This is a genomic window from Paraburkholderia agricolaris, assembly GCF_009455635.1.
Lineage (GTDB): Bacteria > Pseudomonadota > Gammaproteobacteria > Burkholderiales > Burkholderiaceae > Paraburkholderia > Paraburkholderia agricolaris.
On record NZ_QPER01000001.1, the window covers coordinates 1956153 to 1982121 of the forward strand.

The following is a 25969-nucleotide window of genomic DNA, read 5'->3' on the forward strand; positions in this document are numbered from 1 at the left end:
TCTGATGACGCGATTCGTCCGGCGTTTTCATGAGGAAATGCGTATGCAACTGTGCGTGAACGAACAACAAATGTGACCGGCAATGAACCGACGACTATTCTTGATTTCTGGCATCGCTGCCGCGTGTGTCACGCTGAGCGCGTGCGTAACGCCCAAACTTTTCAATGACAAGGAATACACCGAAAAAATAATGAGCTTCATGATTACAGCGGATGGCAAAAAACTGGTTGTGATCGGGGAGCGCTACCACTACATCTTCGACATGCCCGACGGATTGCTACCTGTACTCAAAGCGGACTATCGAAAAATCCTGAATTCGTCGTTCTACAACTTCCATGTGCACGATTCCGCAGTAGATGGACGCTACGACCTCACTCTGCCGCAAAGCGCATCAGCTGAGGACAAGCAACAGGCGATTGCTGACGGCTTCAAGGTCGATCCGTTTGGCAATATCAGGTTCGAAGGGGAGATCCAGGGAACGCGTTACAGTGCAGCCGATTTTGAACAGAAACTGACGGCTCAACCGTTTAATCAAAACTATACGGTTGGGGTGACCGAGACGTTATCCACGATTGACAAAGGTGTACGGATGCTTGCTACGCCGGTTACCGTAGCCGCTGACGGCGTGTTGATGCTCGGCGGCGTGCTCCTGATCCCGGTTGTGTTGGTATCTCTACATCGTCACGGGTTGCCTCTGTTCTAGGTTGATCGGATCGCTAGCGTCCTGCGGATTTCCCGCGGCGACTGGCCCGGGCAAAGACGGAAGGAAAAATCGCCGGTATATTTAGTATGCTGCGCTGCCAGGATCTTCGACGTTCATAGCCTGTAGCCGTAATATCCGCAAAAGTTCGGGCGGCACTTAAGGCACGTGGCAGCAATGCAGTCGGCAAGGACAGCTCGGCCTTGAAGGCAACGTGGTGGGAACCTCGGGCAGAGGAGTTCCACATAACATGACCGGTGATTCACGGGGTCGGTTTTCGGAATCTGGAAGCATGTCGTTCGCACTTAACGCTACGCAGATTGTCCAGTTGGTCGTTCCCGGCGTTGCCGTTGTTTTCGCGTTCAGTTTTCTGTGCGTCTGGATTTATGAAAGACAACGTTTTTTTCTTATTGCACTTTCGGCTTCGTTTCTGGCCTTCGCTTCAGGTTCAGCGTCACAGATTCTCCATCTGCCAGACGCATGGAGACCAAATGCACTCATCTCAGCGACTTTCTATGCCGCCAGCATCCTGTTGATGAGCGAGGGCGTTTTGCGCCGCCGGGGAAAGCCTTTTCATTGGTCAACAGGTGCGTTTATCTTCACCGCAGTTATTGTTGGTATCTATTATTTTTCCTACGTCGCACCGGATTTACTGGCTCGCATCTATGTCCTGAATTACTGCTTCGGCGCTGTGCTGGTGGCGACGGCGTTGCAGAGTCGCTCGAAAGTTCGTACCCGCCTGGATGATCGGGCATTGTTCTGGATGCTGCTCGCGTTTGGTGTCAGCTTTTTCGTCCGGACAGCACTAACGACCGGTAAGTCGCTTCCCCATGTCACCGCACAGTTTGCGCAAACCGCCTTTTGGCTTGCGTTGCAGTTATCGCTCGCGCTACTTGGGGCAGTTCTCGCGCTGCTGCTGCTGACGACAGCGATAGTAGATCTGATAGAACGCATCATTGAGGAACGTGATCGGGACTTTCTTACACAGGCGTTAAACCGGCGCGCATTCGAACGGCGCGGTGCCCGCTTTGTGGGTGACCTGAAGCGTCATCCTGTGACAATGGTCGCGTACGATCTGGACCACTTCAAATCCATCAACGATAGCTTTGGACATGCCGCAGGTGATACGGTTTTGCGCGCATTTTGCCAGATTGTGGTCACGACAATTCGCGCAAACGACATCGTCGCTCGTATTGGCGGCGAGGAATTTGTGATCCTGCTAGGCAACACAGGTCTGAGCGATGCGCATGTGATTGCTGAGCGCATTCGTCTTGCTCTGACGAACGTGCGGTTCGAGAAAATCGCTGAGTCCCTGCACGTTACGGTTAGCGCCGGAGTAGTGCAGTTTCAGGAGGGTGAATCACTTCCGGTCATGCTGGCTCGCGCGGACCGCCTTCTCTATGCAGCCAAGCGCTCCGGCCGAAATTGCACAGTTAGTGAGCGTCTAGCCGAAGAGATTGACGCTCCCGAGGACCGCATCGCGTGACAGTTTTCGGTGGCTGTGTGCGTGGAAGCCGTGACGTTGAGAAAGGCTGACCATGGAAGTTGCCGTCCGTTGAGAGTGGGGCGAGGCTGTGCCTGTGCTGAAGCCGCATCAACGGCCAGGCTACCCTCGGCAGCAACGGTAACCGATAGTCCATCGGCTGCCGAAAGGCCGGCCTGCATGTCCAAAATGCACCGCTCTACTTCCCGCCGGACACGCTCCACGCCCTGTACGGCGCAGCAGATGCTGACAATCAAGCCGGCGGCGACTGGGGCGCAAAATTCCCGTCCAACGGACGCCTGTGGTCCGCGCGTTCACGACTGCTCCAATCCGTTTCCGACGGAGCACCACAACTGAGTGTGGAGAGCCACACGATCAGCCTGATAAGACTTCTGATAAAAGAGCAAGGTCAGCGTTCCATAGCGAACTTCGCGGTGTTCCGGTTGGCATTGAACGCGCGGGACAAGCAATTGACGACGATCCTGCGATTTGGCAGACGGCGGAAGTTGCGTCCAGTTAGTGACCAACGGTGCTTCCCAACACCGCTGTTGCAGGCGTTGCAACGGAAGATCCATAGACCTCACCGTGAAGTGACCAACATCAACTAATCGGACGTAAAACCAGACAGCTAACCAGGTTCATTGATCCAGCGCAACGCACGCCGCGCCCGACGACCGATTATCAGCGTTTCGATAGTTCATCCATCGGGTCGTCAATGCTTACCTCTCACTCGTTCCCCCCGCTTGTTATCCGCGGCCGCTCGCTGCTTCCGATCGTACAAGGCGGCATGGGCGTCGGCATCTCGGCTCACCGTCTGGCAGGCAGCGTCGCCCGTGAGGGCGCACTCGGTACCATCGCAAGCATCGACCTGCGCCATCACCATCCCGACCTGGTCGAACTTTGCCGGCAGTCGCCTGATCGGGCCACGCTCGAACAGGCAAACCTCACCGCGCTGGCTCGTGAAATCCACGCCGCCAAAGCGCTCGCCGAAGGTCGCGGCATGGTTGCCGTCAATGTGATGAAGGCAGTCAATGCGCAAGCAGACTATGTGCGCGTCGCCTGCGAGAACGGCGCTGACGCGATCGTCATGGGCGCGGGCCTGCCGCTCGACTTGCCGGACATGACCCAGGCCCACGATATCGCACTGATCCCGATTCTGTCTGATAGCCGCGGCGTCGCGCTGGTGCTGAAGAAGTGGATGAAAAAAGGCCGTTTGCCCGACGCCGTCGTGATCGAACATCCGGCCCACGCGGGTGGTCATCTCGGTGTGGCCAATCTCGCCGATCTGCAAGACCCGCGCTTCGACTTCCTGCGTGTGCTCGAGGAACTCGAGACGGTGTTCACTTCGCTCGGCCTGAGTCGGCAGGACGTGCCTTTGATCGTCGCGGGTGGCATCAATAGTCACGAAGCCGTGCGCGAGCTACTGAGCGCCGGCGCCAGCGGCGTGCAGCTCGGCACGCCATTCGCCGTGACCGAGGAAGGCGACGCGCATCCGAACTTCAAGCGCGTGCTGGCCGAAGCAACACCGGACGACATTGTCGAATTTGTCAGTGTGACGGGGTTGCCCGCGCGCGCCGTGAAAACGCCGTGGCTGATGCGCTATCTGCGCCACGAAACAAAAATTCGCGACAAGCTCGGTGCGCTCAAACACGTTTGTCCAACCGCGCTTGAATGCCTAAGCGTCTGTGGCTGGCGTGACGGTGTCGAGAAGTTCGGCCACTTCTGCATCGACACGCGGCTCGCTGCGGCATTGCGCGGCGACGTGGCCAACGGTCTGTTCTTTCGCGGCCGCGAAGCCTTGCCGTTCGGCACGGCCATTCGCAGCGTCCACGACCTGATCGAACTGCTGCTGACCGGTGCGACGCGACCCGCTGTCGCAGGGCGATGGGCGTTTTCGCTGGGTTGATGCGGGTCAACGCGAAGCCTGGCGGGACCTTCGACAATCCCCGCACGCACACAAACACTCGGGGAAGCACATGAAGCACTTGCTCAGGAACAGAATCAAGGCCGCTGCCATCGCATCATGCCTGTTAGGCGCGGGCGCGTTGGCGCAGCAGGCGCACGCACAGGTTGCCGGCGGCGATCAGATGAACGGCATCCATGCCGGCGACGTACTGGTGAGGTTGCGCGCAATCAGCATCATGCCGGACGTGAAGACCAACCAGTCTCTGTCGGCACTCAATGTGGGCGTCAACAACGCCATCGTGCCGGAGCTGGATCTCACCTACATGATTCGCGACTACCTGGGCGTCGAACTGATTCTCGGCACGTCGCGTCATCAGTTGACCTCGAGTCTCGGCAATCTCGGCGGTGTGAATGTGTTGCCGCCCACGCTGTTGCTGCAGTATCACTTCAACCACGCGGGGCGTATTCGTCCGTACGTCGGTGCGGGTCTGAACTACACGTTGTTCTATAACAACGGCCTCAACGCAGGCGGTCAGTCGATCTCGATCAACAACCATAGTTTCGGCCCTGCATTGCAGGCCGGTGTAGACGTGCAGGTGACCAAATCGCTATTTGTCAACGCGGACATCAAGAAGATCTGGATGCACACCGACGCAACGCTTGGCGGGCAGTCGCTCGGCCGGCTGAATATCGATCCGTTGGTGGTGGGCCTGGGTGTCGGTATGCGGTTCTGATCACCGTTCGCGCTTGAGAAGTCGCGCTCGTCGTGTAAAGACGCCGGAGTTTCCGGCGTTTTTTATTGCAATCTCAATCCGAATCGGGAGACGAATTCGCCGACGGGCAAAGCCAATGCGGGCGGCCGCGGCGCCAAGGGCTATAGCTTGTCGTTCTTGAAACGCATTGCCGTGCCGTCCTGCTCGATGCGTACCCAAACGGCGTGCTTTTCCTCGTCGCTTAAGAATACCCAGTTGGACACTTCGGTTGCGGTGCGGCCGCAGCCTTTGCAGACTTCGTCGAAAAGCGTGGAACAGACGCCGATGCACGGGCTGTCGGGAAGATCGTGGAGATTCGAAGCCATCGGAAACCTTGGGGCGGAAAAGCGGAGTTCCGCTATGTTAACCGATGCGGCGAACACACTCCGGCGTGACCCTGGTCGTGGCACGGATACACGCACGGTTGGCGGGATCGACAGCCGTGTTCGCCGGGATTCGAATCACGCCCGTCAGCGCGAAATGCTGTACCCGATCCGCGCCATCCAGTGCTGGCGGTTGTTGTAGTCGAGCAGGTCCTCGCCGTATCCGTTGAAATACCCCACCCAGATATAGCCGCCCCACGCACTGCCCAGCAGTTTGGCCAGCGGATAGGTGAATTGCGAATCGATGCTGCCGTACCAGTGTTTGGTGCCTTTGCGCAACGTGGTCGCGAGTTGCCAGCCGTCGGCGCTGCCGTATTTGACCAGCAGATCGACGTAGCCGCGATAGTCGGCGATATCGGGGTTGTTGCTCGTGCCGAGGTAGTAATAGATTTTCGGCGAAACGGTCAGATGGTTGCCGTCGAGATTGCCGAATTCCCATGTCGGACGGATGAAGGGCATGTTGATGCTGCGCGAGTCCGAACCTGCCTTGCCGTTCGATTCGTGCGCGAAGCCTGCGGCAAAACCCATGCGCGTGAAGAACGGGCTGCGCCATCCGGTGTCCGGCACGTAGTAGAACAGCTGCGGGGAGTAGGTTGTGTCGCGAAACGGCCGCGAATCGGCGGACAGATCCCAGATCGAGGTCTGCGTGTAGGCGAAATACAGGTTGTCGCGCAGGGCCTTTGAGCGCAAATCGTCCGGCATCAGGATGCGGTATTTGAAACTCAACTGCAGCCTCGCGTTCGTATCGCCGTTGTGGCCGACGGCGAAATACATCGGTTCGTAGTAGGAGATGTGCGAGAGGATGCCGCGTCCGGCGGTGGCCAGTGAGTCGCCGGGCGGGGACATCGCGTCGCCCGTCGGCCCGTCTACGACGGCGGCCTGTTCGGCGACCTGGGCAGGTGTGGTTGCCCGGCTCTCGGCACGCTCCGCCTGGGCAACCGCGTTCTGCTGCGGCCCGCCGTTGATCGCGACAATCGCCGGCGATGCGTCGAATCCCACCGGGTCGATCCGGACTTCGCCGCGCGCGGACTGCGGCCAGGGCGCCGAAAACCTTACTTTGCAAAACTGGCCGGGCCGCAAGTTCAAGGTGTCGGGCACACCGGGTTCTCGCTTGAGCTCGAGCGGTTGCGGCGCCTGTTCCGCGCTGCTCAAGTTCACACTGAGCGTCGGCGGGACGGCGACAGTGAGGGCCTTCGCGTCGTCGGCGGAATAGAGCAGGGTGAGTTGCAGCGGTTCGTCGGCGGCGACGACGCGCGCCGGCTGCAGCATGGCGACCGTCGCATGAGCCTCACCGGAGAGTGCGGCGATTGCAATGAGGGAGGACAGGAAGGTGGCGCGTGAAATGCGCGGCATGGCGTGGCGAGCTTGAGGCGGCGTGCTGGGGCCGAGGTGACCGAATAAAGCGCGAAAACGCATGGGCTGTCGTCCTGATAGCAAGGCAGCGAGCCAAAGGGCGAGGGTTGTGCGTCAAACGACGACACGCCGACACACCGGACTGGCCGCGCAGGGCGCTAGAAAAAAGCGCGAAAGTGGCTCAAAAACGGCAGCCGAACGAATGCCGACGGCTGCCGCCAACCGGGCAGCATGACCCGTGCGGTGCCGCCGCGGGCAGCAGTACAGGGCACGATGAGATATTCGGAGAATACTTACAAAATCACTTCATCTGCAAATGGTTCGAGCAAAACCCGTCTTGTTTGCCGAACGCCAACAGCCACAACAGCGGCCGTTGACGGCAGCCCCGATGCAAACCGGGCGCGGCGCCGTCGCCACAACGGGACAGCGGCGCAATACCGAGGCTGTCACTGGTGTTTTTTTCGGGTAGACACGCGCCGATAACCCGCTAAAATTGCGCCCATTTTGTAGCGGCACGGCTTGCGCTGTACCGTTTGCGCGACATCTCAGCATTTTTTTTGGTGCGCGCAATAATTAATGGTAGTTTTCGGGTTTTTCAGGGGAGCCGCGAGCGGTGTGCCGCGGCGTGGACGAAGATGGCCGGCTCGGGCCGGTCAGGATCGGAGAACGGAATGAAAAGACGGGTAGTGGTGCAGGTGGCGGCGCTGGTCTTGTGCGCGACGCCGTGGTTGACGGCCGCTGCGAAAGATACGCAGTTGAACGTGTATAACTGGTCCGATTACATTGCCAAGGACACCATTCCGAACTTCACCAAGCAGACCGGCGTCCAGGTCAAATACGACAACTACGACAGCGACGACACGCTGCAAGCCAAGCTCCTCACAGGTAATTCGGGCTACGACATCGTCGTGCCGACCAGCAATTACGCCGGCAAGCAGATTGCCGCCGGCATCTTCGCGCCGCTCGACAAATCGAAGCTGCCGAACCTCAAATACCTCGACCCGTCGCTGATGGCCCTCGTGGCCGGCGCCGACCCGGGCAACAAGTACACGGTACCCTGGGCATACGGCACGACCGGCCTTGCCTACAACGTCACCAAGGCGCAGCAGCTGCTCGGCAAGAATGTGCCGCTCGACAGCTGGGACGTGCTCTTCAAGCCGGAAAACATTTCCAGGCTGAAGGCCTGTGGCGTGTCCGTGCTCGATGCCCCGGATCAGATGTTCGCCGCCGCGCTGCACTACATCGGCCGCGATCCGATGAGCACGAATCCGGCTGACTACCGTGCCGCGCTCGAGATGATGAAGAAGATCCGCCCGTACATCACGCAGTTCAACTCGTCGGGTTACATCAACGATCTGGTCGGCGGTGATGTGTGCTTCGCGTATGGCTGGTCGGGCGACGTCGTGATCGCCAAGCATCGTGCGATCGAGGCGAAGAAGGCCTACAAGATCGAGTACTACATTCCTAAGGGCGGCGCCCCGGTGTGGTTCGACGTGATGGCGATTCCGAAGGACGCGAAGAACAAGGAAGCCGCGCTCGAGTGGATCAACTACATCGAAACGCCGCAGGTCCATGCCGCGATCACCAACGCCGTCTACTATCCGAGCGCCAACCTCGAAGCGCGCAAGTACGTGGACAAGGACGTGGCGAACGACCCGGCTGTGTATCCGTCGCCTGAAGTCATCAAGACGCTGTTCCTGTTGAAGCCGCTGCCGCCGGAAATCCAGCGCCTGCAAACGCGGCTGTGGACTGAATTCAAGTCCGGCCGCTGACTCGCAGCGGGAGTGAACGGGTAAGTATCATCATGAAGCCCTCGGTGTCCACCGGGGGCTTTGTTCGTCAAAAGCCGGAGTAAAGCATTGTGATGAGTAGTGACCAGTCGGGCGCGCTGGCAGGGACCGCCGCGCCGTTTCCGGGCCTGAACGCCCAAGCGGGCGACGCAGCGGAGAATTTCATCCAGATCGTCGACATCGTGAAGAAGTTCGGCGAGACCGCGGCGGTGAAAGGGGTCAACCTGTCGGTGAAAAAGGGCGAGCTGTTTGCGTTGCTCGGCAGTTCCGGCTGTGGCAAATCGACCTTGTTGCGCATGCTGGCCGGGCTTGAATCGATCACGTCGGGCAAGATTCTGATCGACGGGGAAGACCTGGCGCAATTGCCGCCTTATCGCCGGCCGGTCAATATGATGTTCCAGTCGTATGCGCTGTTTCCCCACATGACGGTCGAGGCCAACGTCGCGTTCGGGCTGAAACAGGAGGGCGTGCCGAAAGCCGAACTGAAGGACCGCGTGCAGAATGCACTCGATCTCGTGCAGATGGGCCGCTTTGCGAAGCGTAAGCCGCATCAGCTCTCCGGTGGTCAGCAGCAGCGGGTGGCGCTCGCGCGCTCGCTCGTCAAGCGGCCAAAGCTGCTGTTGCTCGACGAACCGATGTCGGCACTCGACAAGCAGATCCGTCAGCGCACGCAGATCGAACTGGTGAACATCCTTGACAAGGTCGGCGTGACTTGCATGATGGTCACGCACGACCAGGAAGAGGCGATGACGATGGCCGATCGTCTTGCGGTGATGAGCGAGGGGGAGATCATCCAGCTTGGCACGCCGCACGAAGTGTACGAGTATCCGAACAGCCGTTTTTCGGCCGAGTTCATCGGCTCGACCAATCTGTTCGACGGCAATGTCGTCGAAGATGAACCCGATCACGTGTTCATCGAAACCCCCGATCTGCCGGTCCGTCTCTACGTGAGTCACGGCATTACCGGGCCGCTCGGCATGCCGGTGACGATCTCGGTACGGCCTGAGCGCATCGCGCTCACGCGCAAGCCGCCCGAAGGCACCTACAACTGGGGCAAGGGCGTGGTGACGAACGTCGCCTACATGGGCGGCTATTCGTTGTATCACGTGAAGCTCGACGCCGGCAAAACGGTGATCGCCAACGTGACGAGCCTTGCCTTGACGGAGATCGATCCGCCCACCTGGGGCGACGAAGTCTATGTGCGCTGGAGCGCGTCGGCCGGTGTGGTGCTGACGTCATGAAGCGCTCGATCAGTTCTCTCGCATCGTGGCCGGTGCGCCGTTTCAATCTGACCGGCCGCACCGCGGTGGTGGCCGGGCCGTTCATCTGGCTGCTGCTGTTTTTCCTCGTGCCGTTCCTGCTGGTCGTGAAGATCAGTTTTGCCGATTTGCAGCTTGGCATTCCACCTTATACGGAACTCACGACGTATACGGATGGCGTGATTCACGTCGCGCTGGATCTGTCGCACTATGCGTTTCTGCTGACCGACAGCCTCTATTTCGCGACCTATGTGAATTCGGTGGTAGTCGCGGCGGTGTCCACGCTGCTGTGTTTGCTGATCGGTTATCCGATGGCGTACTACATTGCGCGATCGAATCCGGCGAGCCGAAATTTGCTGATGATGGCGGTGATGCTGCCGTTCTGGACCTCGTTTCTGATTCGCGTGTATGCATGGATCGGTATCCTGAAGAATAATGGTTTGCTGAATAACTTCCTGATGTCGACCGGGCTGATCCATACGCCGATCGAGCTGTATCACACGAACACGGCGGTTTATATCGGCATGGTGTATTCGTACCTGCCGTTTCTCGTGATGCCGCTTTACGCGCATCTGGTGAAGATGGACATGACCTTGCTGGAAGCCGCCTACGATCTCGGCGCGAAGCCATGGCGCGCGTTCTGGCAGATCACCTTGCCGTTGTCGAAGAACGGCATCATTGCCGGTTGTTTGCTGGTGTTCATTCCGGCGGTCGGCGAGTATGTGATTCCGGAGTTGCTGGGCGGCGCGAACACGTTGATGATTGGCCGCGTGATGTGGAATGAGTTCTTCGACAATGCCGATTGGCCGATGGCGTCTGCCGTGACGTGCGCGATGGTGTTGTTGTTATTGGTGCCGATGGCGTTTTTCCAGTACGCGCAGGCGAAGGCGATGGAGGAAAGGCGCTGATGAAGCCGAACCGGATTTTGCAGTTCATTGCCTTGGGGATCGGGTTTCTGTTTCTCTACATACCGATCGTGAGTCTGATTGTGTATTCGTTCAACGAATCGCAACTGGTCACGGTGTGGACGCGGTTTTCCACGCGCTGGTATGCGGCGTTGTTGCAGGACGACGAGTTGATTGCGGCGGCGTGGTTGTCGTTGCGTGTGGCGTTGCTGACGGCGTTTGCGTCGGTGATTATCGGCACGTGGGCCGGGTTTGTTCTGGCCCGCATGGGGCGGTTTCGTGGTTTTACGCTCTACACCGGGATGATCAATGCGCCGCTCGTGATTCCCGAGGTGATTCAGGGGATTTCGCTGCTGCTGCTGTTCATCGAAATGGCCAAGTGGTTGGGGTGGCCTGCCGGGCGCGGCATTTTCACGATCTGGATCGGGCACGTGATGTTGTGTATTTCCTATGTGGCCATCATCGTGCAGTCGCGTGTGAAGGAGTTGAATCCTTCTCTCGAAGAAGCCGCGCTTGATCTTGGGGCGACGCCGCTTAAGGTGTTTTTCTTCATTACGTTGCCGTTGATTTCGCAGGCTCTGGTTTCTGGGTGGCTGTTGTCGTTCACTTTGTCGATTGACGATCTGGTTCTGTCGGCGTTTTTGTCGGGACCTGGGTCGACGACCCTGCCGCTGGTTGTGTTCTCTCGCGTTCGGCTTGGATTGAATCCGGAGATGAATGCGTTGGCTACGTTGTTTATTGTTGTTGTTACTGTTGGGGTGGTGTTGGCTAACTATTTTATGCAGCGGGCTGAGAGGAAGAGGGCTGTTATGGCGGTTTAGGTTTTTTTTGCCTGTTCGGCGGTTTGCTTGTTGATCTGGTCTTTTGGCCTTTCCTTGCTGTGTTAGTGGTCTATTAGCGTTGCCCCTGTGCGGGGCGGCACCTACTTTTCTTTGCCTGCCGCAAAGAAAAGTAGGCAAAAGAAAGCGGCTCACCCCGCTAGCTCATAAGCGGGTCCCCCGCGCAGCCACGGTAGTGGTGCATCTGGAATCTGTCTCCTCGCACATTCGGCCCTGGTGACAAGGGCGTCATACCTCCGGCGGCGCTGCGCGCACCGATACCCCGTTCACAAAAACGTTGGTCGCGTTTCGTGGTCCAGCCGAAATTGACGCGGGGGCGACCTCAAAACCCAAGATATTGGCGCATTCGGCGCCTCGCCGAGGCGAAGCCGATGGCCCCCGCTGCGCGAAGCAACCCCGCTGGTTTCCCTGGCAGACCCGTCCGCGACGCACGTAGTGCGGAGTGGGAGCTGATGAGCGCCTTGTCGCTAACGCGGAGTGCGCGGGAACACGGATTCCAGATGCACCACTACCGCATCTGTGCGGGGGACCCGCTTAAGAATTAGCGGTTTGAGCCGCTTTCTCTTGCCTACTTCTCTTTGCGGCCGGCAAAGAGAAGTAGGTGCCGCCCCGCACAGGGGCAACGCTAATAGACCACTAACAAAACAAGGAAAGGCCAAAGCGCGAAATCAACAACAACAAACCCGCCGAACAGGCAAAAAAACCATCAAACCTTATACCCAACCCGAACCCCACCCCAATGCCGCCCGGCAACAAACACAGGCGCCGACGCATCCTTCATCAGAACAAACTGCCCACCACCCATATCGCGCCGATACGTCTGCAGCAAAAACTTCTTAACATGCGACGCAGCCGCAATCCCGGTACGATCATCGAACATCCGTCGATTCCGGCAATTCGCCATATTCCAGACCACGTCCTCGCGCTGCGGCAAGGAAAACTTCAGATTATGCGTAGGCAAATACCCGCGCACGTCCACAGCGGCGCAAAACGCAACACGTGGATCAAGCCCGAGTAAAGGCTCCTGAATAGCAGGCAAAACCCGATCGGTAAAAGCAGTAAACCGCGTAACAAACTGAGCCGGATTGCTCCCGGCAACAGGCACATACTGCCGATCGAACAGATCCTCAATCGACACTTCACCGCGAGCGACAGCCGTCTCAAACACCTTGCCCACCGCGGCCGCGGCTCGCTGCACGGCTTCGATAAACGGCGTATCCGTCGTCTCCACCCCGGTGGCCGCAGTCAGTTCGATCAACGTCTCGGATACGCCGAGCAAATTCCCCAGCCGGTCCTTCGCCTGGACGAAGTTCTCGCTCGAATCCTCGACCCCGCTCGCCATCTCCAGCACCTGAGCCTCAAGCCCGTTGCATTGCGTCTCGATCTCGCCAGTCAGCGCGGCGATTTGCCCAGCTTCGTCGTTGAGCTGCGTAATCGCATCGCCCGTCGCATGCACGACGTCGCCTATCTTGCGGGTGCCTTCACGAACCCGGTGCGCACGGGCCGTATTCACCGAGCCTTCGCTGATCAACTGCTCGGTCTGCTGAGTGAGCTGTGCCAGCGTCGTTTCGATCTGGCCGGTCGCCTGCGCGGTCTTCGCCGACAGGTTCTTCACCTCGGCTGCCACCACCGCGAAACTCTTGCCGGAGTCGCCGGCGCGCGCAGCTTCGATCGCGGCGTTGAGCGCCAGCAAATGCGTCTGGCGGGCGATCAGCGAGATCTCCTCAGAGACGCGGCTCACGTGTGCCAACGCACTGCGCAGCGCGCCAATCTGGCTCTCGATGACCGTCACGCCTTCCACCAGCCCGTGAATGTCGGCGAGCGATGCCTCCAGCGTCTGCTGCGATTCCTGCACACCCGTTGCGGCGCCGGCCGACACGCTGCGCATGGCGCGCGCGGCGGTGGCAATGCGATGATTGCCCGCGAGCGTTTGCGCGGCGGATTCGCGCAGGGCGCGGCATACCTGCGCCTGATGCTGCACGCGGGCGGCCACTTCTTCGACGTGGCCCGATACGTCGCAGATCTCGATTCCCAGTTTGCCCGCTTGCGCGGCAATATCGCCGACGACCGTTTGTGAACGGCCGGCCCGGCGAAAGCTGAAACGCGTCATGCTGGTCTCCTTGATGGCGCGGTTGGGTAGGGTCGGTTAGCGCGGTCGCCGGTTGCGGATGCCGCGTCTTCTCCGTGTGTTTACGGCGCGCTTTCTGTCGACTTGATGCGGGGTATCCCGCAGTCGTTATGATGTGCACTCGCCGTACCAACCCGCCGCCACTCATTTCTCACCAGCCAACCATGATCGACTCTTTCGCACGCGTTTCCGGCTGGCAGCAGTTCTATCACCTGTGGGAACTGATCGTGATGCTCTGCAAATTCCTTTGGGGACTGCTGCGCCTGCTCGGGGGCGGTTGAGCGCGCAGCATGCAAGCGAAGGGTCAGACCGGCGCGCGGCGGATGCCCCCAGTGACCGGAGCCGTGCCGGCGCTCGTGTCGAGAAACGCGCGCAGATCGGTCATTACGCGCTCGGGCGCCTCTTCCATCGGAATGTGACCGAGCCCTGGATACATCACCGATTTCGCACCGGGAATGCGGCTCGCAAACTCGGCCGCGTGCGCAGGAGGGATCCAGCGATCCTTCGCTCCCCACAGCACTAGTGACGGCACCTTCAGCGTCTTCAGCACGTCAGTGTCGACGTCCTTGAAATCGAGCGTCGGCACCATCTTGCCGATCGCCGCGCGCGTGCCTTCGCCGTGGAAGAATTCGACGTAACGCCGCAGCGTCACCGCATCGATCTTGCGCGGATCGCCGTACACGTTGCGCACCGCGCTCTTGATAATGGCTTCGGGCAACCACCACGGCGAACTGACCCGCACCAGCGCGCTATTGAAGAGGCCGATGTAGATCGGCAGTTTCATCGGAAATCCGGCCGAGTCGATCAGGACGAGCCGCTCGACGGCCTCGCGGTGGCGCACCGCGTAATCCCACGAAATCAGGCCGCCGAGCGAGTTGCCGATCAGCGTCGCGCGCGAGATGCCGAGTGCCTGCATGAACGTGTCGATGAAACGCCGGTACGTGGGCAGGTTCATCGTTTCGATCTCGCCGGTGTTCGAGCGCAGCGGTCCGGTCACGCCGAACGGCGGCAAATCGAGGCGGATCACGCGATGCTCGCGCTTGAGTTCGTCAGCGACACGATTCCACGTATGCAACGAAGAGGCGAAGCCATGGACCATCACGATCGTATCGCCGCTGCCTTCGTCGACGTAGTGCACGTCGGCGCCCATGATCTTGACGAACTTCGAGCCGCTTTGCGTATAGCGCCGCTGCAGTTCGGCGCGCGGCACACTGGTGATGCCGAGGCGTGCGGCGAGCGAGCGGGGCGGCAGTGGCGCGGTTGATGCTGGTGTTCCGGGCGTTGCGGATTCGATGCTTGCCATGATTGTTGTCTCCCTTTAGTTTGAAGCAGATCGTCCCAGCGTCATCGGTCTCGCGAGCAGCCTCTCAGCCCCCGCACGCCGCTTTAAGGCGCGAAGCGATAATCGTGCGGCCGCACACGCCGCGTGCGTTTGCGAAAACTGAATGTGAAGCCCGGCCACAACGCCGTGACCTTGCCGCTCTTCGTCTGATACCAGCTATGGCAGCCGCTAACCCACACGGAGCGCTGCATCTGCTCTTGCAGACGTTCATTGAATTCGCGCTGCACGTCCGCCCGCAGGTTCATGGTGCGAGCCTTGCGTCGGCGCAGCACGCGCAGGCAATCGGCGATGTACTGCACCTGCGACTCGATCATGTAGATCATCGAGTTGTGACCAAGCCCGGTGTTCGGGCCGACAATCATGAAGAAGTTCGGGAAGTTGGCGACACTGGTGCCTAGATATGCCTCCGGTCCGTCGCGCAGCCACGTCGCGCCAAGATCCGCGCCGTCGAGACCGCTCACCTCGAATGGCGCGCCCACGTCGTTGACCTGGAAACCGGTGCCGCAGATGATCGCGTCGGCCGGGTGGTGCGTTCCGTCGTCGGTCACGATGCCGTCGGCGACGATTTCGCGGATGCCGGTCGTCACCACGTCGACGTTCGGCTGGCCGAGCGCCGGATAGTAGTCACTCGACAACAGCACGCGCTTGCAGCCGAGCCGGTAGTTCGGCGTTACCTTGGCGCGCAGCGCGGGGTCTTTGACGCGCCGCTCCAGATAGCTCATGCCGAACTTCATCGGCAACTTCATCAGTTTCGGATTGACGACGAACGCCACCGCGCGCGATTCGAGTTGCCAGTAGATCGCGTTGCGCACGAAGCGCTGCGTGAACGGCAGATGGCGGAACAACCAACGCGCGCGCGGACCGACCGGTTTGTCCGGCTTGGGCATGATCCACGGCGCGGTGCGCTGGAACAGTTCGAGCCGGGCGACGCGTGGCTGGATCTGCGGCACGAACTGGATCGCGCTGGCGCCGGTGCCGATCACCGCAACGCGCTTGCCTTCGAGCGGATAGTGGTGGTCCCAGCGCGCCGAATGAAACAGTTTGCCTTCGAAACGTTCGAGCCCCGCGATTTGCGGCATGGCCGGCCGCGATAATGGGCCGCTCGCGGCGATCACTACATCGGTTTCGATGTTTTCGCGTGTGCCGTGCGAGTCGATCTCGACTTGCCAGGTTTGCCGCGCTTCGTCGAAACGGGCCGAGACCACGCCCGCATTGCAACGCACATAGCGGTCGACGCCATATTTGCGCACGCAATGCTTGAGGTAGGCGAAGATTTCCGCCTGGCCGCCGAACGCGCGCGACCATGCCGGATTCGGCTCGAACGAAAACGAATACAGATGTGACGGCACATCGCAAGCTGCACCGGGGTAGGTGTTGTCGCGCCAGGTGCCGCCAATATCGCCGGCTGCCTCGTAAATCGTGAACGACGTGATGCCCATCTGCAGAAGGCGGATCGCCATGCCGATGCCCGCAAATCCGCTGCCGACTATGGCAATGCGTGGCGCGGCGGGTTGGGCAGATGAAGCAGGCGTCACGGCGGGTCTCCAGGGTAGACAGAATCAGGGGTGTCTACATATGTCTACACCCGCATAACGCGCAGGGTAGACAACTGTACACTTCGCGTCAAGATCGTTTAGAGTACGACTATTAAACGCGTGAAGCACGCTTTGACTGAAAGCTCATGAACTCCGTACCCGAAACGGCGCCCGCCGCCGACCATGGTTCTGCTGCCGGGCAGGATCTTGCGCCCGGCAAGCGCAAGCTGATCGAAGCCGCGCTGCGTCTGACCGCGGGCGGACGCAGCTTTGCAAGCTTGGGTCTGCGCGAACTGGCGCGCGAGGCGGGGCTGAATCCCAATACGTTTTATCGCCACTTCGACACGCTCGACGACCTGGCACGCGAGGCGGTCGAATCCGTGAGCCGCCGCTTGCGGCCGATGCTGCGGCGCGAGCGCTGGCTGGCTGCGCACGACGAGCCGCAAAGCGTGCCGCGTCGTGCGTGTGCGGCGTTCTTTGCGTTTGCACTGGAGAATCGGGAGGCGTTTCTGAGCGCGCTGGTCGAGTATCACGGCACCTCGCCGGCGCTGCGGGAAGCGGTGCGGGCGAATCTCCATGAGGTGTCGGCGGAAATGGCGGACGACGTCGTGCAACTGGAGCTGATGCCGACGCTCGCGCGCGTCACCGTCGACGAAGTCTGTACGCAGATCGTGTTGCAACTGTTCCATCTGTCAGCGGAGTACATCGACGGCAACGGTGCGCGCCGGGAAGCGCTGGTCGCGTATGCGGAGCGTTTCATCGTCCGGCTGTTCGCGGGTTCGGTGCTGCTGGCGCAGCATGAGCCGGTGAGGGCGTCTGCGTCAGTGCGGGCGTGACGCGCCTGAGGAAAGAATCAACATAAAAAAACAGGCTCCGTGCAGGAGCCTGTTTTCATGGCAGCTTGAGGGCTGCATTTCGAGCAGTGTTCAGTTGCTCAGGTATCGCTCCAGCTGCCGGAATCGTCGTTACTGCCCAGGTCGACGCCACCGCCGCTGTTGTCGTTCCAGTCGTTCGAGCCCTGCCCGAAGTCGAGGCCGCCGCCATTGCCACCGGCGCCACCGCGGCGGCGCGTTTCGTCGTCGACGATCACGTCACGTTCCACGACGCGATCACGCCCGGAATTCAGCGCCTCACCAAGCAGTACGCCGGTCAGCAAACCACCCATGCCGCCGCCGAAACCGCCGCCGCCTTGTTGCACGATGACCTGCGGCTGCTGCTGATACGGTCCTTGCTGCGGATAGGGCTGCGGCGGGTTGCCGAAACGCTCGGCTTCCTGTGCATACGGCGACTGTTGTGTGCTGGCGGCCGGTGCGGCATAGGGATCGGGCCGCCCGTCGGCGCGGGCGCGCATGCTGCCGATGCGCTGCTCCAGTTCGTCGAGCTGATACGGCGGCACCGGATTCTTGCCGTTCGACAGCGTTTCGACGAGACCGCGCAACTGTTCTTCGGTCGATTCGACTTCTTTCTCCAGTGCCTCGTGACCTTGCACGGTGGAAAGCTTCACGTCGAGCTTCAACGAGCGCACGGCGTTGAGCATCTCGGTCGCACGCTTGAGCTGCACGCGACGATCGTCGTCGGCACGCGAATCGTCTTGCGAGCGGGCGCGGCGCAAGGTCCAGCGCAGCACCAGTGTGATCACGCCGATCAGCAGAATGATGCCGACCCACATGCCGATGCCGGGGCCATGCCGTTGCGGCGCTTGCGGCACCATCGCCGACTGCTGCACGGCCGGCGAATTCTGCTGCACGAACGGGTTGGCTGCGCGGTTCGTGGTGTTGCCACCGGCCTGTTCAGCGTTTTTGCGAATCCGCGCTTCGGTTTGCGCGAAGCGGGTCGGATCGGTGAAGCGGATTTGTGGGTCGAGTGTCTTGGCCTGTTGCACCTGGGCGAGGGCGTCGGCATAGCGGCCTTCGCGATCGAGCACCTGGCTGTACAGGTAGTGCGCGCGGGCATTGTTCGGATGCGCCTGCAACACTTCGCTCAAACCGGCATCGGCTTGCTGCCAGTTGCCTTGCGACATGGCGGATTCGATCTGCTGGACCGTCGGCACAGCAAACGCCGCAGCCGATACGAACAGCAGCGACGCGAACACGCTTGTGAGAAATTTTTTCATTTGCGGACCGGGTGTGATGCACCCGTCTCCTTCAGTCGATACCGGTGGCCGGCATACCGGCGGCCGGCGTATCCGGCGGCCGGTGTACCGGCTGCGTGACAGCAGCCGGTATTTACTGCTGATGCAATTACTGCGCCGGCGTGTTGATCTGCTTCTTCAACGCTTCGAGACGATCTTCAACGGACGGACCGCGGTTCAGATCCGCGAGCTTGTCGTCGAGCGCCTTGCCGCTCTTCACGTCAGCCGAATTCAGGCGCGCGTCGGAACGGGCATTCGACAACGCAACCTTGTCTTCCAGCTTCTGGAAATCTTCAGACAGATTCTTGCCGCCAATGCCACCCAGCGCGGTGGCCGCAACATCTTTGGCCTGAGCGATCTGCTGCTTGGCTTGCAGAATGTTCGAGCGCGCGTTCAGGTCGTTACGACGGCCACGCATGTCGTCGATCTGGCTCTTCAGCTGCGCAACCGACGGCTCCAGCGTAGTCAGTTCCTTCGCCAGCGCATCGCGCTCGGCTTCGGCCGTGGCCTGCGCGCCGAGGGCTTCGCGCGCGAGCGTTTCGTCGCCGGATTGCAGCGCGCGCTTCGCGCCGTCTTCGTACTTCTTCGCCTTGTCCGCGGCAACATCGCGCTTGCTTTGTTGCGTGGCGACTTGCGCCTGAATCTCGATCAGCGAGTTCTCGGCTTTAGCGATGCTCTCGTCGAGTTCGCGCACGATCTGGCGTGAATCACGCGACGGATCCTGCACGGAATCGGCTGCGTCGTTCAGGAGACCTTTAAGCGTGCGCGAAATGCTGTCAAAAAGCGACATGAAAACCTCCAAAGAATGAAATCGGCGCTGAATAATTCCCACGCGCTTTAACTGCTTTCCAATACTACTTTACGCCGCTACGCGAGAAGCTGCGCAACGTTCGGACCGGATTTCGGGGCGCACTCGCCGATTACAATAGCGGCGCGATAAATTTACGTTTTGAAACGGATTTACACATTGCGTCAGCGGTTAAAACGCGCGGCGGATCATTCAGCCGCTCGCGGATATTACACCACGCATTCTCTTAAAACCCCCTTAAAGGGCGCGATGAGACCGGCGCTTCCCTTTTTGTGCGGCGGGCATCCGTGCGGCGGGCACCGTGCCGTGAGTGTCCGTGCGGCGAGTGTCGCGGATGTGAACCCGCGTGGCATGGGCGGCTTGCCTGCGCTCGAGCGGTAACGTGTCGATGCGCGGTGGATCAGGTCATTCGATCGCGAACTTTTCCCTTTATGCGAAGCGGCCGCCTTCCGTGCTGGGATCGCCCTGGGGATCGTCTTCGTCGCGCACGGGCCTGACACGCGGGCGTTTGAGCGCGTTGCGCACCTGCGCCTGCACGTTGTCCGGTTTCTGCGCCGAGTCCGCAACGGACGCCGCTTTGGCCGCGGTGACGCGCGCCACCGCTTCGGCGGCCGCGGCGGCTTCGACTTCCTCGGCGGTGGCGGTGAGCGCGGCCAGTACACCGGCCGGCAGTAACGGCCCGGGGCTTCCACCCGCGGGCGTACCTAATAATTCATTCGCCTGCGCTGCCGCCGCGCCGTCCGCCGGTACGGCAGGTTCGTTGTCACCACGGGTTTGCAGGGCAGGCGGGAGCGCCGCCCGTGCGTTGCGCGTGCTGTGCGCGACGCGCTGCAGCGCCGCGTCGAGCGCGTCTGGCGCGCGCGGTGCGCGCAGCCGGTCGACGATGCCGGCCGCTTTCACCTGCTCGCTGGTCGCGCCAAAGCTCAACACCGCGCGCCGCATCAGTTCGCTGACGCTAATGCCCAGATCTTCGGCGATGGCGGCGATCGCGCGTTTCTGGGCGGTGGTGACGAATACGACGATGCGTTCGCTGGGCTTGTTCATGGTCGGCTCGCATACTTGTTGGCATTGGCGATTCAAGGCGTGTATCTGGCGTACGCCGTCGCGCGCGCCGTTGACGACCCGCGCGCCGAGTCCATCATATGACGAGTTGCGCCGATGCGGAACGGGCGCAACATGAAAATCCCGTGACATCAACGAGTTGTAGCGTTTCCGGCGGGCTTGTCCACAGGCCTTTCAACAATTTCTGTTGATAACCCTGGTGGGCCGGGCCGGGCGCCTGTCCGCTCGCTCCGGACACCCGCTGTTGCGCCGCGCGAAGGGAATTCTTACAAAAAAACTGTCTTGGACGGCGCCTGATTTCTTTAAAATGCGCTGTTACGTTGCGCCGGACAAGTCCCAGGCGTGCCGTGCGGCCGCCCGGGGGCGTAGGGCCGCGCGGTGTTTTGCGCCTCATGCAGAAAGGCGTTGAGTTGCGCGCCTAACATTCCAGTCATGCCAATCATCAAACGACCGCATTCTTCAAACTCTCCGGCTGGTGAAGACCGGGACGCCTACCACCGCACTCCAGGACGCAACGCTGCTTCGCGCGACGCTGAGGCCGGTCGCCGGTCGCTCGGCGCAACCATCGTCATCTGGCTCTTCAGTCTGCTGGCGACGCTCGCCGTGGTGGGCGCGCTGATCGTCGGTTACGCGCTCGTGGTGATGGGGCCGCAACTGCCGTCGCTCGACGCACTGACCGACTATCGCCCGAAAGTGCCGCTGCGGGTGTACACCGCGGACCACGTGCTGATCGGCGAGTTCGGCGAGGAGCGCCGCAGCATCGTGCGCTTCCAGGATATTCCGGACCAGATGAAAAAGGCCGTGCTCGCGATCGAAGACTATCGCTTCTACGAGCACGGTGGCGTCGACTTCGTCGGCATCCTGCGCGCGGGTGTTTCCGACCTGATGCATGGCGGCGCCTCCCAGGGGGCGAGCACGATCACGATGCAGGTGGCGCGCAACTTCTTCCTCTCGAGCGAGAAGACCTACACCCGCAAGATTTACGAAATGATGCTCGCGTACAAGATCGAGCGCGCGATGACCAAGGACCAGATCCTTGAGGTCTACATGAACCAGATTTATCTGGGCGAGCGCTCGTACGGTTTTGCCGCGGCCGCGCGCGTGTATTTCGGCAAGGATCTGAAAGACATCACGCTGGCTGAAGCCGCGATGCTGGCGGGCCTGCCGAAGGCGCCGTCCGCGTATAACCCGGTGGTCAACCCGAAGCGCGCGAAGATCCGTCAGGAATACATTCTGAAGCGCATGCTCGAGCTGAAATACATCACTCAGGATCAGTACGACCAGGCCGTCAAGGAAGAGATTCATACCCGGAATCCGGGCAACGAATACAGCGTGCATGCTGAGTACATCGCCGAAATGGTTCGCCAGATGATGTACGCGCAGTACAAGGACGAAACCTATACGCGCGGCCTGAACGTCACCACCACGATCGACTCCGCCGACCAGGACGCCGCCTATCGCGCGGTGCGCAAGGGCGTGATGGATTACGAGCGGCGTCACGGCTACCGTGGGCCGGAAGGCTTCGTGCAATTGCCCGCACCGGGCGACGACCGCGACCAGACGATCGACGACGCGCTCACCGATCACCCCGACAACGGCGAAATCATCGCCGCCGTGGTGACGGACGCGAATTCGAAGCAGGTGAAGGCGCAACTGGTCGACGGCACCGAAGTGACGATCAGCGGCGACGGCCTGCGCTTTGCAGCCGGCGGGCTCTCCGCACGCGCGACAGCCGCTACGAAGATCAAGCCGGGCTCGATCGTGCGCCTTGTCGCTGACGACAAGGGCAACTGGCAAATCACTCAGCTTCCGCAAGTGGAAGGCGCACTGGTTTCGCTCACGCCGCAGGACGGCGCGATTCGCGCGCTGGTGGGCGGCTTCGACTTCAATAAGAACAAGTTCAACCACGTCACGCAGGCGTGGCGTCAGCCGGGTTCGAGCTTCAAGCCGTTCATCTATTCGGCGGCGCTCGACAAGGGGCTCGGACCGGCCACGATCATCAACGACGCGCCGTTGTACTTCCCGCCCAGCACGCCGGGTGGCGACGCGTGGGAGCCGAAGGACGACGACCAGCCGGACGGTCCGATGCCGTTGCGCCTCGCGCTGCAGAAATCGAAGAACCTGGTGTCGATCCGCATCCTGTCGTTCATCGGCACCAAGTACGCGCAAGATTTTGTCACGCAGCGTTTTGGTTTCGACGCCGATAAGACTCCGCCGTATCTGCCGATGGCGCTCGGCGCGGGCCTCGTCACGCCGCTGCAATCGGCGGGCGCATACTCGGTGTTCGCGAACGGTGGCTACCGTATCAATCCGTATCTGATCAGCGAGGTAACGGATGCACGTGGCGAGCCGCTCTCGAAAGCGCAACCGCTAACCGCCGGCCGCGATGCGCCGCGCACGCTTGAACCGCGTAACGCGTACATCATGAACAGCCTGCTGCATTCGGTGGCCACGGCCGGCACGGGTTCGGGCACCAACGTGCTGCATCGTTCGGACTTGCAGGGCAAGACCGGTACGACCAACGACGCGAAGGACGGTTGGTTCGCCGGTTATCAGCAGTCGCTGGTGGCGGTGGCGTGGATGGGTTACGACCAGCCGAAGAGCCTCGGCAGCCGCGAGTTTGGTGCACAACTCGCGTTGCCGATCTGGGTCGAGTACATGCAGCGCGCGCTGCGCGGCGTGCCGCAAGGCGAACCGGCGCAACCGGACGGCGTGACCTCGGTCGACGGCGAACTGTTCTATACGGACATGACGCCGGGTAACGGGTTCGTGGCCAGCATCGGCCTCGATTCGGCGAATCCGACCGCTGGCGCGAGCGACGCGGTGGGCGGCGTGGGCCCGGCGGGCATGACACCACCGGCGGTGCCGGTGCCGAGCGTCTCGTCGAATGAAAAGAAACAGATCATGGATCTGTTCGAGACGAACAAGCCTTGAGATCCCCTGGAGCTTCTTTTCGGGGGCTCGGCTGAGCGTGTAGCGGGTCTGTGCGGCTTACCCGGAGCCGCACAGGCTAATTTTTGAAAGGGCGGGGCATCGCGGCCTGGCGCGGATCAGTGGCGCTATACGGGTGAACCCCTTCCGCAGATTTTGTTCCCGCCCCTGTCCAGTGTGTTTTAATCACGCTTGCGGTGTTTTCAGACTGGTCCTATACGGATGCTTGATTCCTAAGCGGTTTTAGCCTCCTGCACTGCTATGTCTCGCCGCGAGCGAGGCGTCCATCTTCGAAAGTCGTGCCGCGCGAGCCCCGTTTTACGCGCGCACATGCCACTTCGCCCGTGGGCGACCGTCAGGTTGCTGCGGCTGGGGTGATTGTCATCCAGCATCTACCGGGCAGTTGCCTCTTGAAAAGTCGAATACTCATCTGTCTGATGACAGGTCTGCTGCGCGCGTTTGCTCTGCTGCCGTACGGCATTGTTGCGCGTATCGGAACGGGCATTGGTGCGTTGCTGTACCGGATTCCGAGCGCGCGCCGGCGCGTCGTGCATACCAATCTGAGGCTGTGTTTCCCCGACATGAGCGACGAAGCGCGCGAACGCCTCGCGCGCGCGCATTTCTGCCATGTCATCCGCAGTTATGTCGAGCGCGGCCCGCAGTGGTTCGGCAATGCGCGATCGCTGGCGCGTCTTGTCGAAGTGGAGAGCGCGATTGATCTCACTGACATGCAAGGCAAGCCGACGATTTTTGTCGGTTTCCATTTTGTCGGGATCGAGGCGGGCTGCATGATGTATTCAACGCGGCATCCGGTTGCGTCGCTGTATACCCCGATGTCGAATCTTTTGCTCGACGCGATGGCCAAGCGGCAGCGTGGGCGTTTTGGTACGGAGATGATTCCGCGCAGCGATAGTGTACGGCGTGCCTTGCGCGTGCTGCGGGAGGGTAAGCCCATTATGCTGGCTGCCGATATGGATTTTGGGCTGCGGGATTCGGTGTTTGTGCCGTTTTTTGGTGTGCCGGCTTGTACGCTCACTTCCGTTTCGCGGATGGCGCGGGCCGGGAATGCGCGGGTGGTGCCGTTTGTTACTGAAGTCTTGCCCGGCTATCGCGGGTACAAGCTGACCATTTTTGATGCGCTAAGTGACTTTCCGTCGGATGATGTTTCTGTTGATGCCCGGCGGATTACTGAGTTTCTTGAGACGCAGGTGCGTCGGATTCCTGATCAGTATTATTGGGTGCATAAGCGGTTTAAGAATCGGCCTGTTGGGGAGGCAGGGGTTTATTAGCGCTGGTTTGTTGGTGTGTTGTTTTAGGGTGTTGGCCTTTCCTTGGTTTGTTCGTGGTCTATTAGCGTTGCCCCTGTGCGGGGCGGCACCTACTTTTCTTTGCCTGCCGCAAAGAAAAGCAACCGTATTGGAAGTCAAGCGACGGCTAGCTGGCGGATGACTGATGCCCGGCACGGTAGTCAGCGATGCACAGGCGAGCGCATGCAGCACGATTGATGATCGCGCCCGGACTGCCCGCCATCAGGGCAACGCGTGACGAAGCTCAGTTAGTCGGCGAACTCCAGGGCGTGGCGTTACGGACCATCGCATTGAGCGTGACGACGAGCTTGCGGATACAGGCCGTGATAGCAACCTTGAACGGTTTGCCGGCCTTGCGTAGCCGGTCATAGAAAGCCCGGATGGTCGGGTTAAAACGCAGCGCCGGCACGCAGGCCATATAGAGCGCTCGCCGCACGACGGCGCGCCCACCCTGAATGCGGCGTTTGCCGATGTGCCTGCCGCTGTCGCTATTGAAGGGAGCGACGCCGGTGAGCGCAGCGATCTCCCGGCGGTTCAGCGAGCCAAGTTGCGGCATAAAGGCGATCAGCGTCGCGGCGGCGCCGGGACCGATGCCTGGCACGGAGCGCAGCAGGTCTTCCTTCTGACGCCACGCGGGCGAGGAGCGCAGGAATGAATCGATGTCGTTGTCAGCGAGCTTGATCTGCTGCTTGAGCCATTTGATGTGCTCGTTCAGACTGTCCCGTGCAGCGGCATGGGCGCGCTCAAGCCGTGCTTTCTCGGCCACGAGCATATCGATGAGCTGGGCACGGCGCAGCAGCAGGGCCTGCAACTGCTCGGTCTGCACATCGGTGAGCGGGCGCACGACGGGCTTGAGGACCGCGGCGAAATGGGCGATGGCGAAGGCGTCGATGCGGTCGGTTTTGGCACGCGAGCCGGTTGCGCGGGCGAAGTCGCGTACCTGCCGGGGATTGACCGCGACGGCGGGCAAGCCGGCCTCGCAGAGGGCCCTGAGCACAGCGAGTTCAAGCTTGCCGGTGGCCTCCATGACGATCAGTGTGGGGCTCAACGCGATCAGACGTTGCACCAGCTGTTCGATGGCGACCGGCTCATTGTCGACACGGAAATGTTCGGTGGTGTCGTGAATGGCAATATCGAGCGCGCTGCCGCTGACGTCGATGCCGATATAAACGGAAGAAGATTGATTCATCACGGTACCCATACTTGCAGGAAAATACGAGCTCAAGGCTCAGTCAACTGTTCGGGTTAGAAGGATGAAAAAGGATAGTCGCTCAAGCTTCTCTGCGGGCTCGAAACCCGGTAGGCAGACGAACTGACTGTCCCTGTGACGACAACTGATCGGGTCGGCGTCACAGA

At 60.7% G+C, this 25969-nt stretch carries 20 protein-coding genes; 11 read left to right on the plus strand and 9 right to left on the minus strand.

The features are described from left to right. Positions 1 to 82 precede the first annotated feature (82 nt). From GH665_RS08860 to GH665_RS08875, 4 genes are all read left to right on the plus strand, one after another. On the plus strand, positions 83 to 703 hold the full coding sequence (locus GH665_RS08860) for a hypothetical protein (protein WP_153135540.1): 621 nt from the start codon (positions 83 to 85) through the stop codon (positions 701 to 703). 289 nt (positions 704 to 992) lie between these two features. Further along, the gene (locus tag GH665_RS08865) at positions 993 to 2186 is read left to right on the plus strand and encodes a GGDEF domain-containing protein (RefSeq protein ID WP_153135541.1); all 1194 of its coding nucleotides are present in this window, start codon (positions 993 to 995) and stop codon (positions 2184 to 2186) included. A 712-nt stretch (positions 2187 to 2898) separates the two neighbouring features. After that, positions 2899 to 4089, plus strand: coding sequence for an NAD(P)H-dependent flavin oxidoreductase (locus GH665_RS08870; RefSeq protein ID WP_153135542.1), 1191 nt, complete (start codon positions 2899 to 2901; stop codon positions 4087 to 4089). Between the two features lie 70 nt (positions 4090 to 4159). Next, positions 4160 to 4822, plus strand: coding sequence for an OmpW/AlkL family protein (locus GH665_RS08875; RefSeq protein ID WP_153135543.1), 663 nt, complete (start codon positions 4160 to 4162; stop codon positions 4820 to 4822). Between the two features lie 140 nt (positions 4823 to 4962). Here the strand turns inward: GH665_RS08875 and GH665_RS08880 are convergent, their stop codons facing one another. Together GH665_RS08880 and GH665_RS08885 are read right to left on the minus strand one after the other, a co-directional pair. After that, positions 4963 to 5166 (minus strand): DUF1289 domain-containing protein, encoded by a 204-nt coding sequence (locus tag GH665_RS08880; RefSeq protein ID WP_030103029.1) that lies wholly within the window; start codon positions 5164 to 5166, stop codon positions 4963 to 4965. Positions 5167 to 5310: 144 nt separating this feature from the next. Beyond that, on the minus strand, positions 5311 to 6639 hold the full coding sequence (locus GH665_RS08885) for a phospholipase A (protein WP_153135544.1): 1329 nt from the start codon (positions 6637 to 6639) through the stop codon (positions 5311 to 5313). 608 nt (positions 6640 to 7247) lie between these two features. Between GH665_RS08885 and GH665_RS08890 the strand changes: the two genes are divergently transcribed. The 4 genes from GH665_RS08890 (at position 7248) to GH665_RS08905 (ending at position 11351) form a co-directional block, all read left to right on the plus strand. Continuing rightward, positions 7248 to 8348, plus strand: a complete 1101-nt coding sequence (locus GH665_RS08890) for a polyamine ABC transporter substrate-binding protein (protein ID WP_153135545.1) — start codon at positions 7248 to 7250, stop codon at positions 8346 to 8348. Between the two features lie 92 nt (positions 8349 to 8440). Next, positions 8441 to 9607 (plus strand): ABC transporter ATP-binding protein, encoded by a 1167-nt coding sequence (locus tag GH665_RS08895; protein WP_167530932.1) that lies wholly within the window; start codon positions 8441 to 8443, stop codon positions 9605 to 9607. Beyond that, a complete protein-coding gene (locus tag GH665_RS08900; RefSeq protein ID WP_028199272.1) occupies positions 9604 to 10533 on the plus strand; it encodes an ABC transporter permease subunit in 930 nt (309 codons plus the stop codon). The genes GH665_RS08895 and GH665_RS08900 overlap by 4 nt, the downstream gene beginning before the upstream one ends. Beyond that, complete coding sequence (locus tag GH665_RS08905) at positions 10533 to 11351, plus strand: ABC transporter permease subunit (protein WP_153138323.1); 819 nt, start codon at positions 10533 to 10535, stop codon at positions 11349 to 11351. The genes GH665_RS08900 and GH665_RS08905 overlap by 1 nt, the downstream gene beginning before the upstream one ends. A 724-nt stretch (positions 11352 to 12075) precedes the next feature. Here the strand turns inward: GH665_RS08905 and GH665_RS08910 are convergent. The 3 genes from GH665_RS08910 to GH665_RS08920 all read right to left on the minus strand — a co-directional run bounded on the left by GH665_RS08910 (position 12076) and on the right by GH665_RS08920 (position 16374). Continuing rightward, positions 12076 to 13479 (minus strand): methyl-accepting chemotaxis protein, encoded by a 1404-nt coding sequence (locus GH665_RS08910; protein ID WP_153135546.1) that lies wholly within the window; start codon positions 13477 to 13479, stop codon positions 12076 to 12078. A 322-nt stretch (positions 13480 to 13801) separates the two neighbouring features. Then, positions 13802 to 14800: an alpha/beta fold hydrolase gene (locus GH665_RS08915; protein WP_153135547.1), complete on the minus strand. Its 999-nt coding sequence runs from the start codon at positions 14798 to 14800 to the stop codon at positions 13802 to 13804. A gap of 83 nt (positions 14801 to 14883) precedes the next feature. Then, on the minus strand, positions 14884 to 16374 hold the full coding sequence (locus GH665_RS08920; protein ID WP_153135548.1) for a flavin-containing monooxygenase: 1491 nt from the start codon (positions 16372 to 16374) through the stop codon (positions 14884 to 14886). Positions 16375 to 16520: 146 nt separating this feature from the next. On the opposite strand from GH665_RS08920, the gene GH665_RS08925 reads away from it, so the two are divergent. Then, entirely contained in the window at positions 16521 to 17210 is a 690-nt protein-coding gene (locus GH665_RS08925) for a TetR family transcriptional regulator (protein WP_153135549.1), read from the plus strand. 98 nt (positions 17211 to 17308) lie between these two features. On the opposite strand, the gene GH665_RS08930 is transcribed toward GH665_RS08925, so the two are convergent. The 3 genes from GH665_RS08930 to GH665_RS08940 all read right to left on the minus strand — a co-directional run bounded on the left by GH665_RS08930 (position 17309) and on the right by GH665_RS08940 (position 20357). Beyond that, a complete protein-coding gene (locus GH665_RS08930; RefSeq protein WP_153135550.1) occupies positions 17309 to 18487 on the minus strand; it encodes a tetratricopeptide repeat protein in 1179 nt (392 codons plus the stop codon). Positions 18488 to 18614: 127 nt separating this feature from the next. Then, positions 18615 to 19295, minus strand: a complete 681-nt coding sequence (locus GH665_RS08935; protein WP_153135551.1) for a PspA/IM30 family protein — start codon at positions 19293 to 19295, stop codon at positions 18615 to 18617. Between the two features lie 447 nt (positions 19296 to 19742). Next, positions 19743 to 20357, minus strand: coding sequence for a hypothetical protein (locus GH665_RS08940; RefSeq protein ID WP_153135552.1), 615 nt, complete (start codon positions 20355 to 20357; stop codon positions 19743 to 19745). A 450-nt stretch (positions 20358 to 20807) separates the two neighbouring features. Here GH665_RS08940 and GH665_RS08945 point away from each other — a divergent pair, with 450 nt between their 5' ends. Together GH665_RS08945 and GH665_RS08950 are read left to right on the plus strand one after the other, a co-directional pair. After that, positions 20808 to 23309, plus strand: coding sequence for a penicillin-binding protein 1A (locus GH665_RS08945; protein WP_153135553.1), 2502 nt, complete (start codon positions 20808 to 20810; stop codon positions 23307 to 23309). A 407-nt stretch (positions 23310 to 23716) separates the two neighbouring features. Further along, on the plus strand, positions 23717 to 24595 hold the full coding sequence (locus GH665_RS08950; RefSeq protein WP_153138325.1) for a lipid A biosynthesis lauroyl acyltransferase: 879 nt from the start codon (positions 23717 to 23719) through the stop codon (positions 24593 to 24595). A 262-nt stretch (positions 24596 to 24857) separates the two neighbouring features. On the opposite strand, the gene GH665_RS08955 is transcribed toward GH665_RS08950, so the two are convergent. Next, entirely contained in the window at positions 24858 to 25802 is a 945-nt protein-coding gene (locus GH665_RS08955; protein ID WP_174771707.1) for an IS110 family RNA-guided transposase, read from the minus strand. Positions 25803 to 25969: the final 167 nt, after the last annotated feature.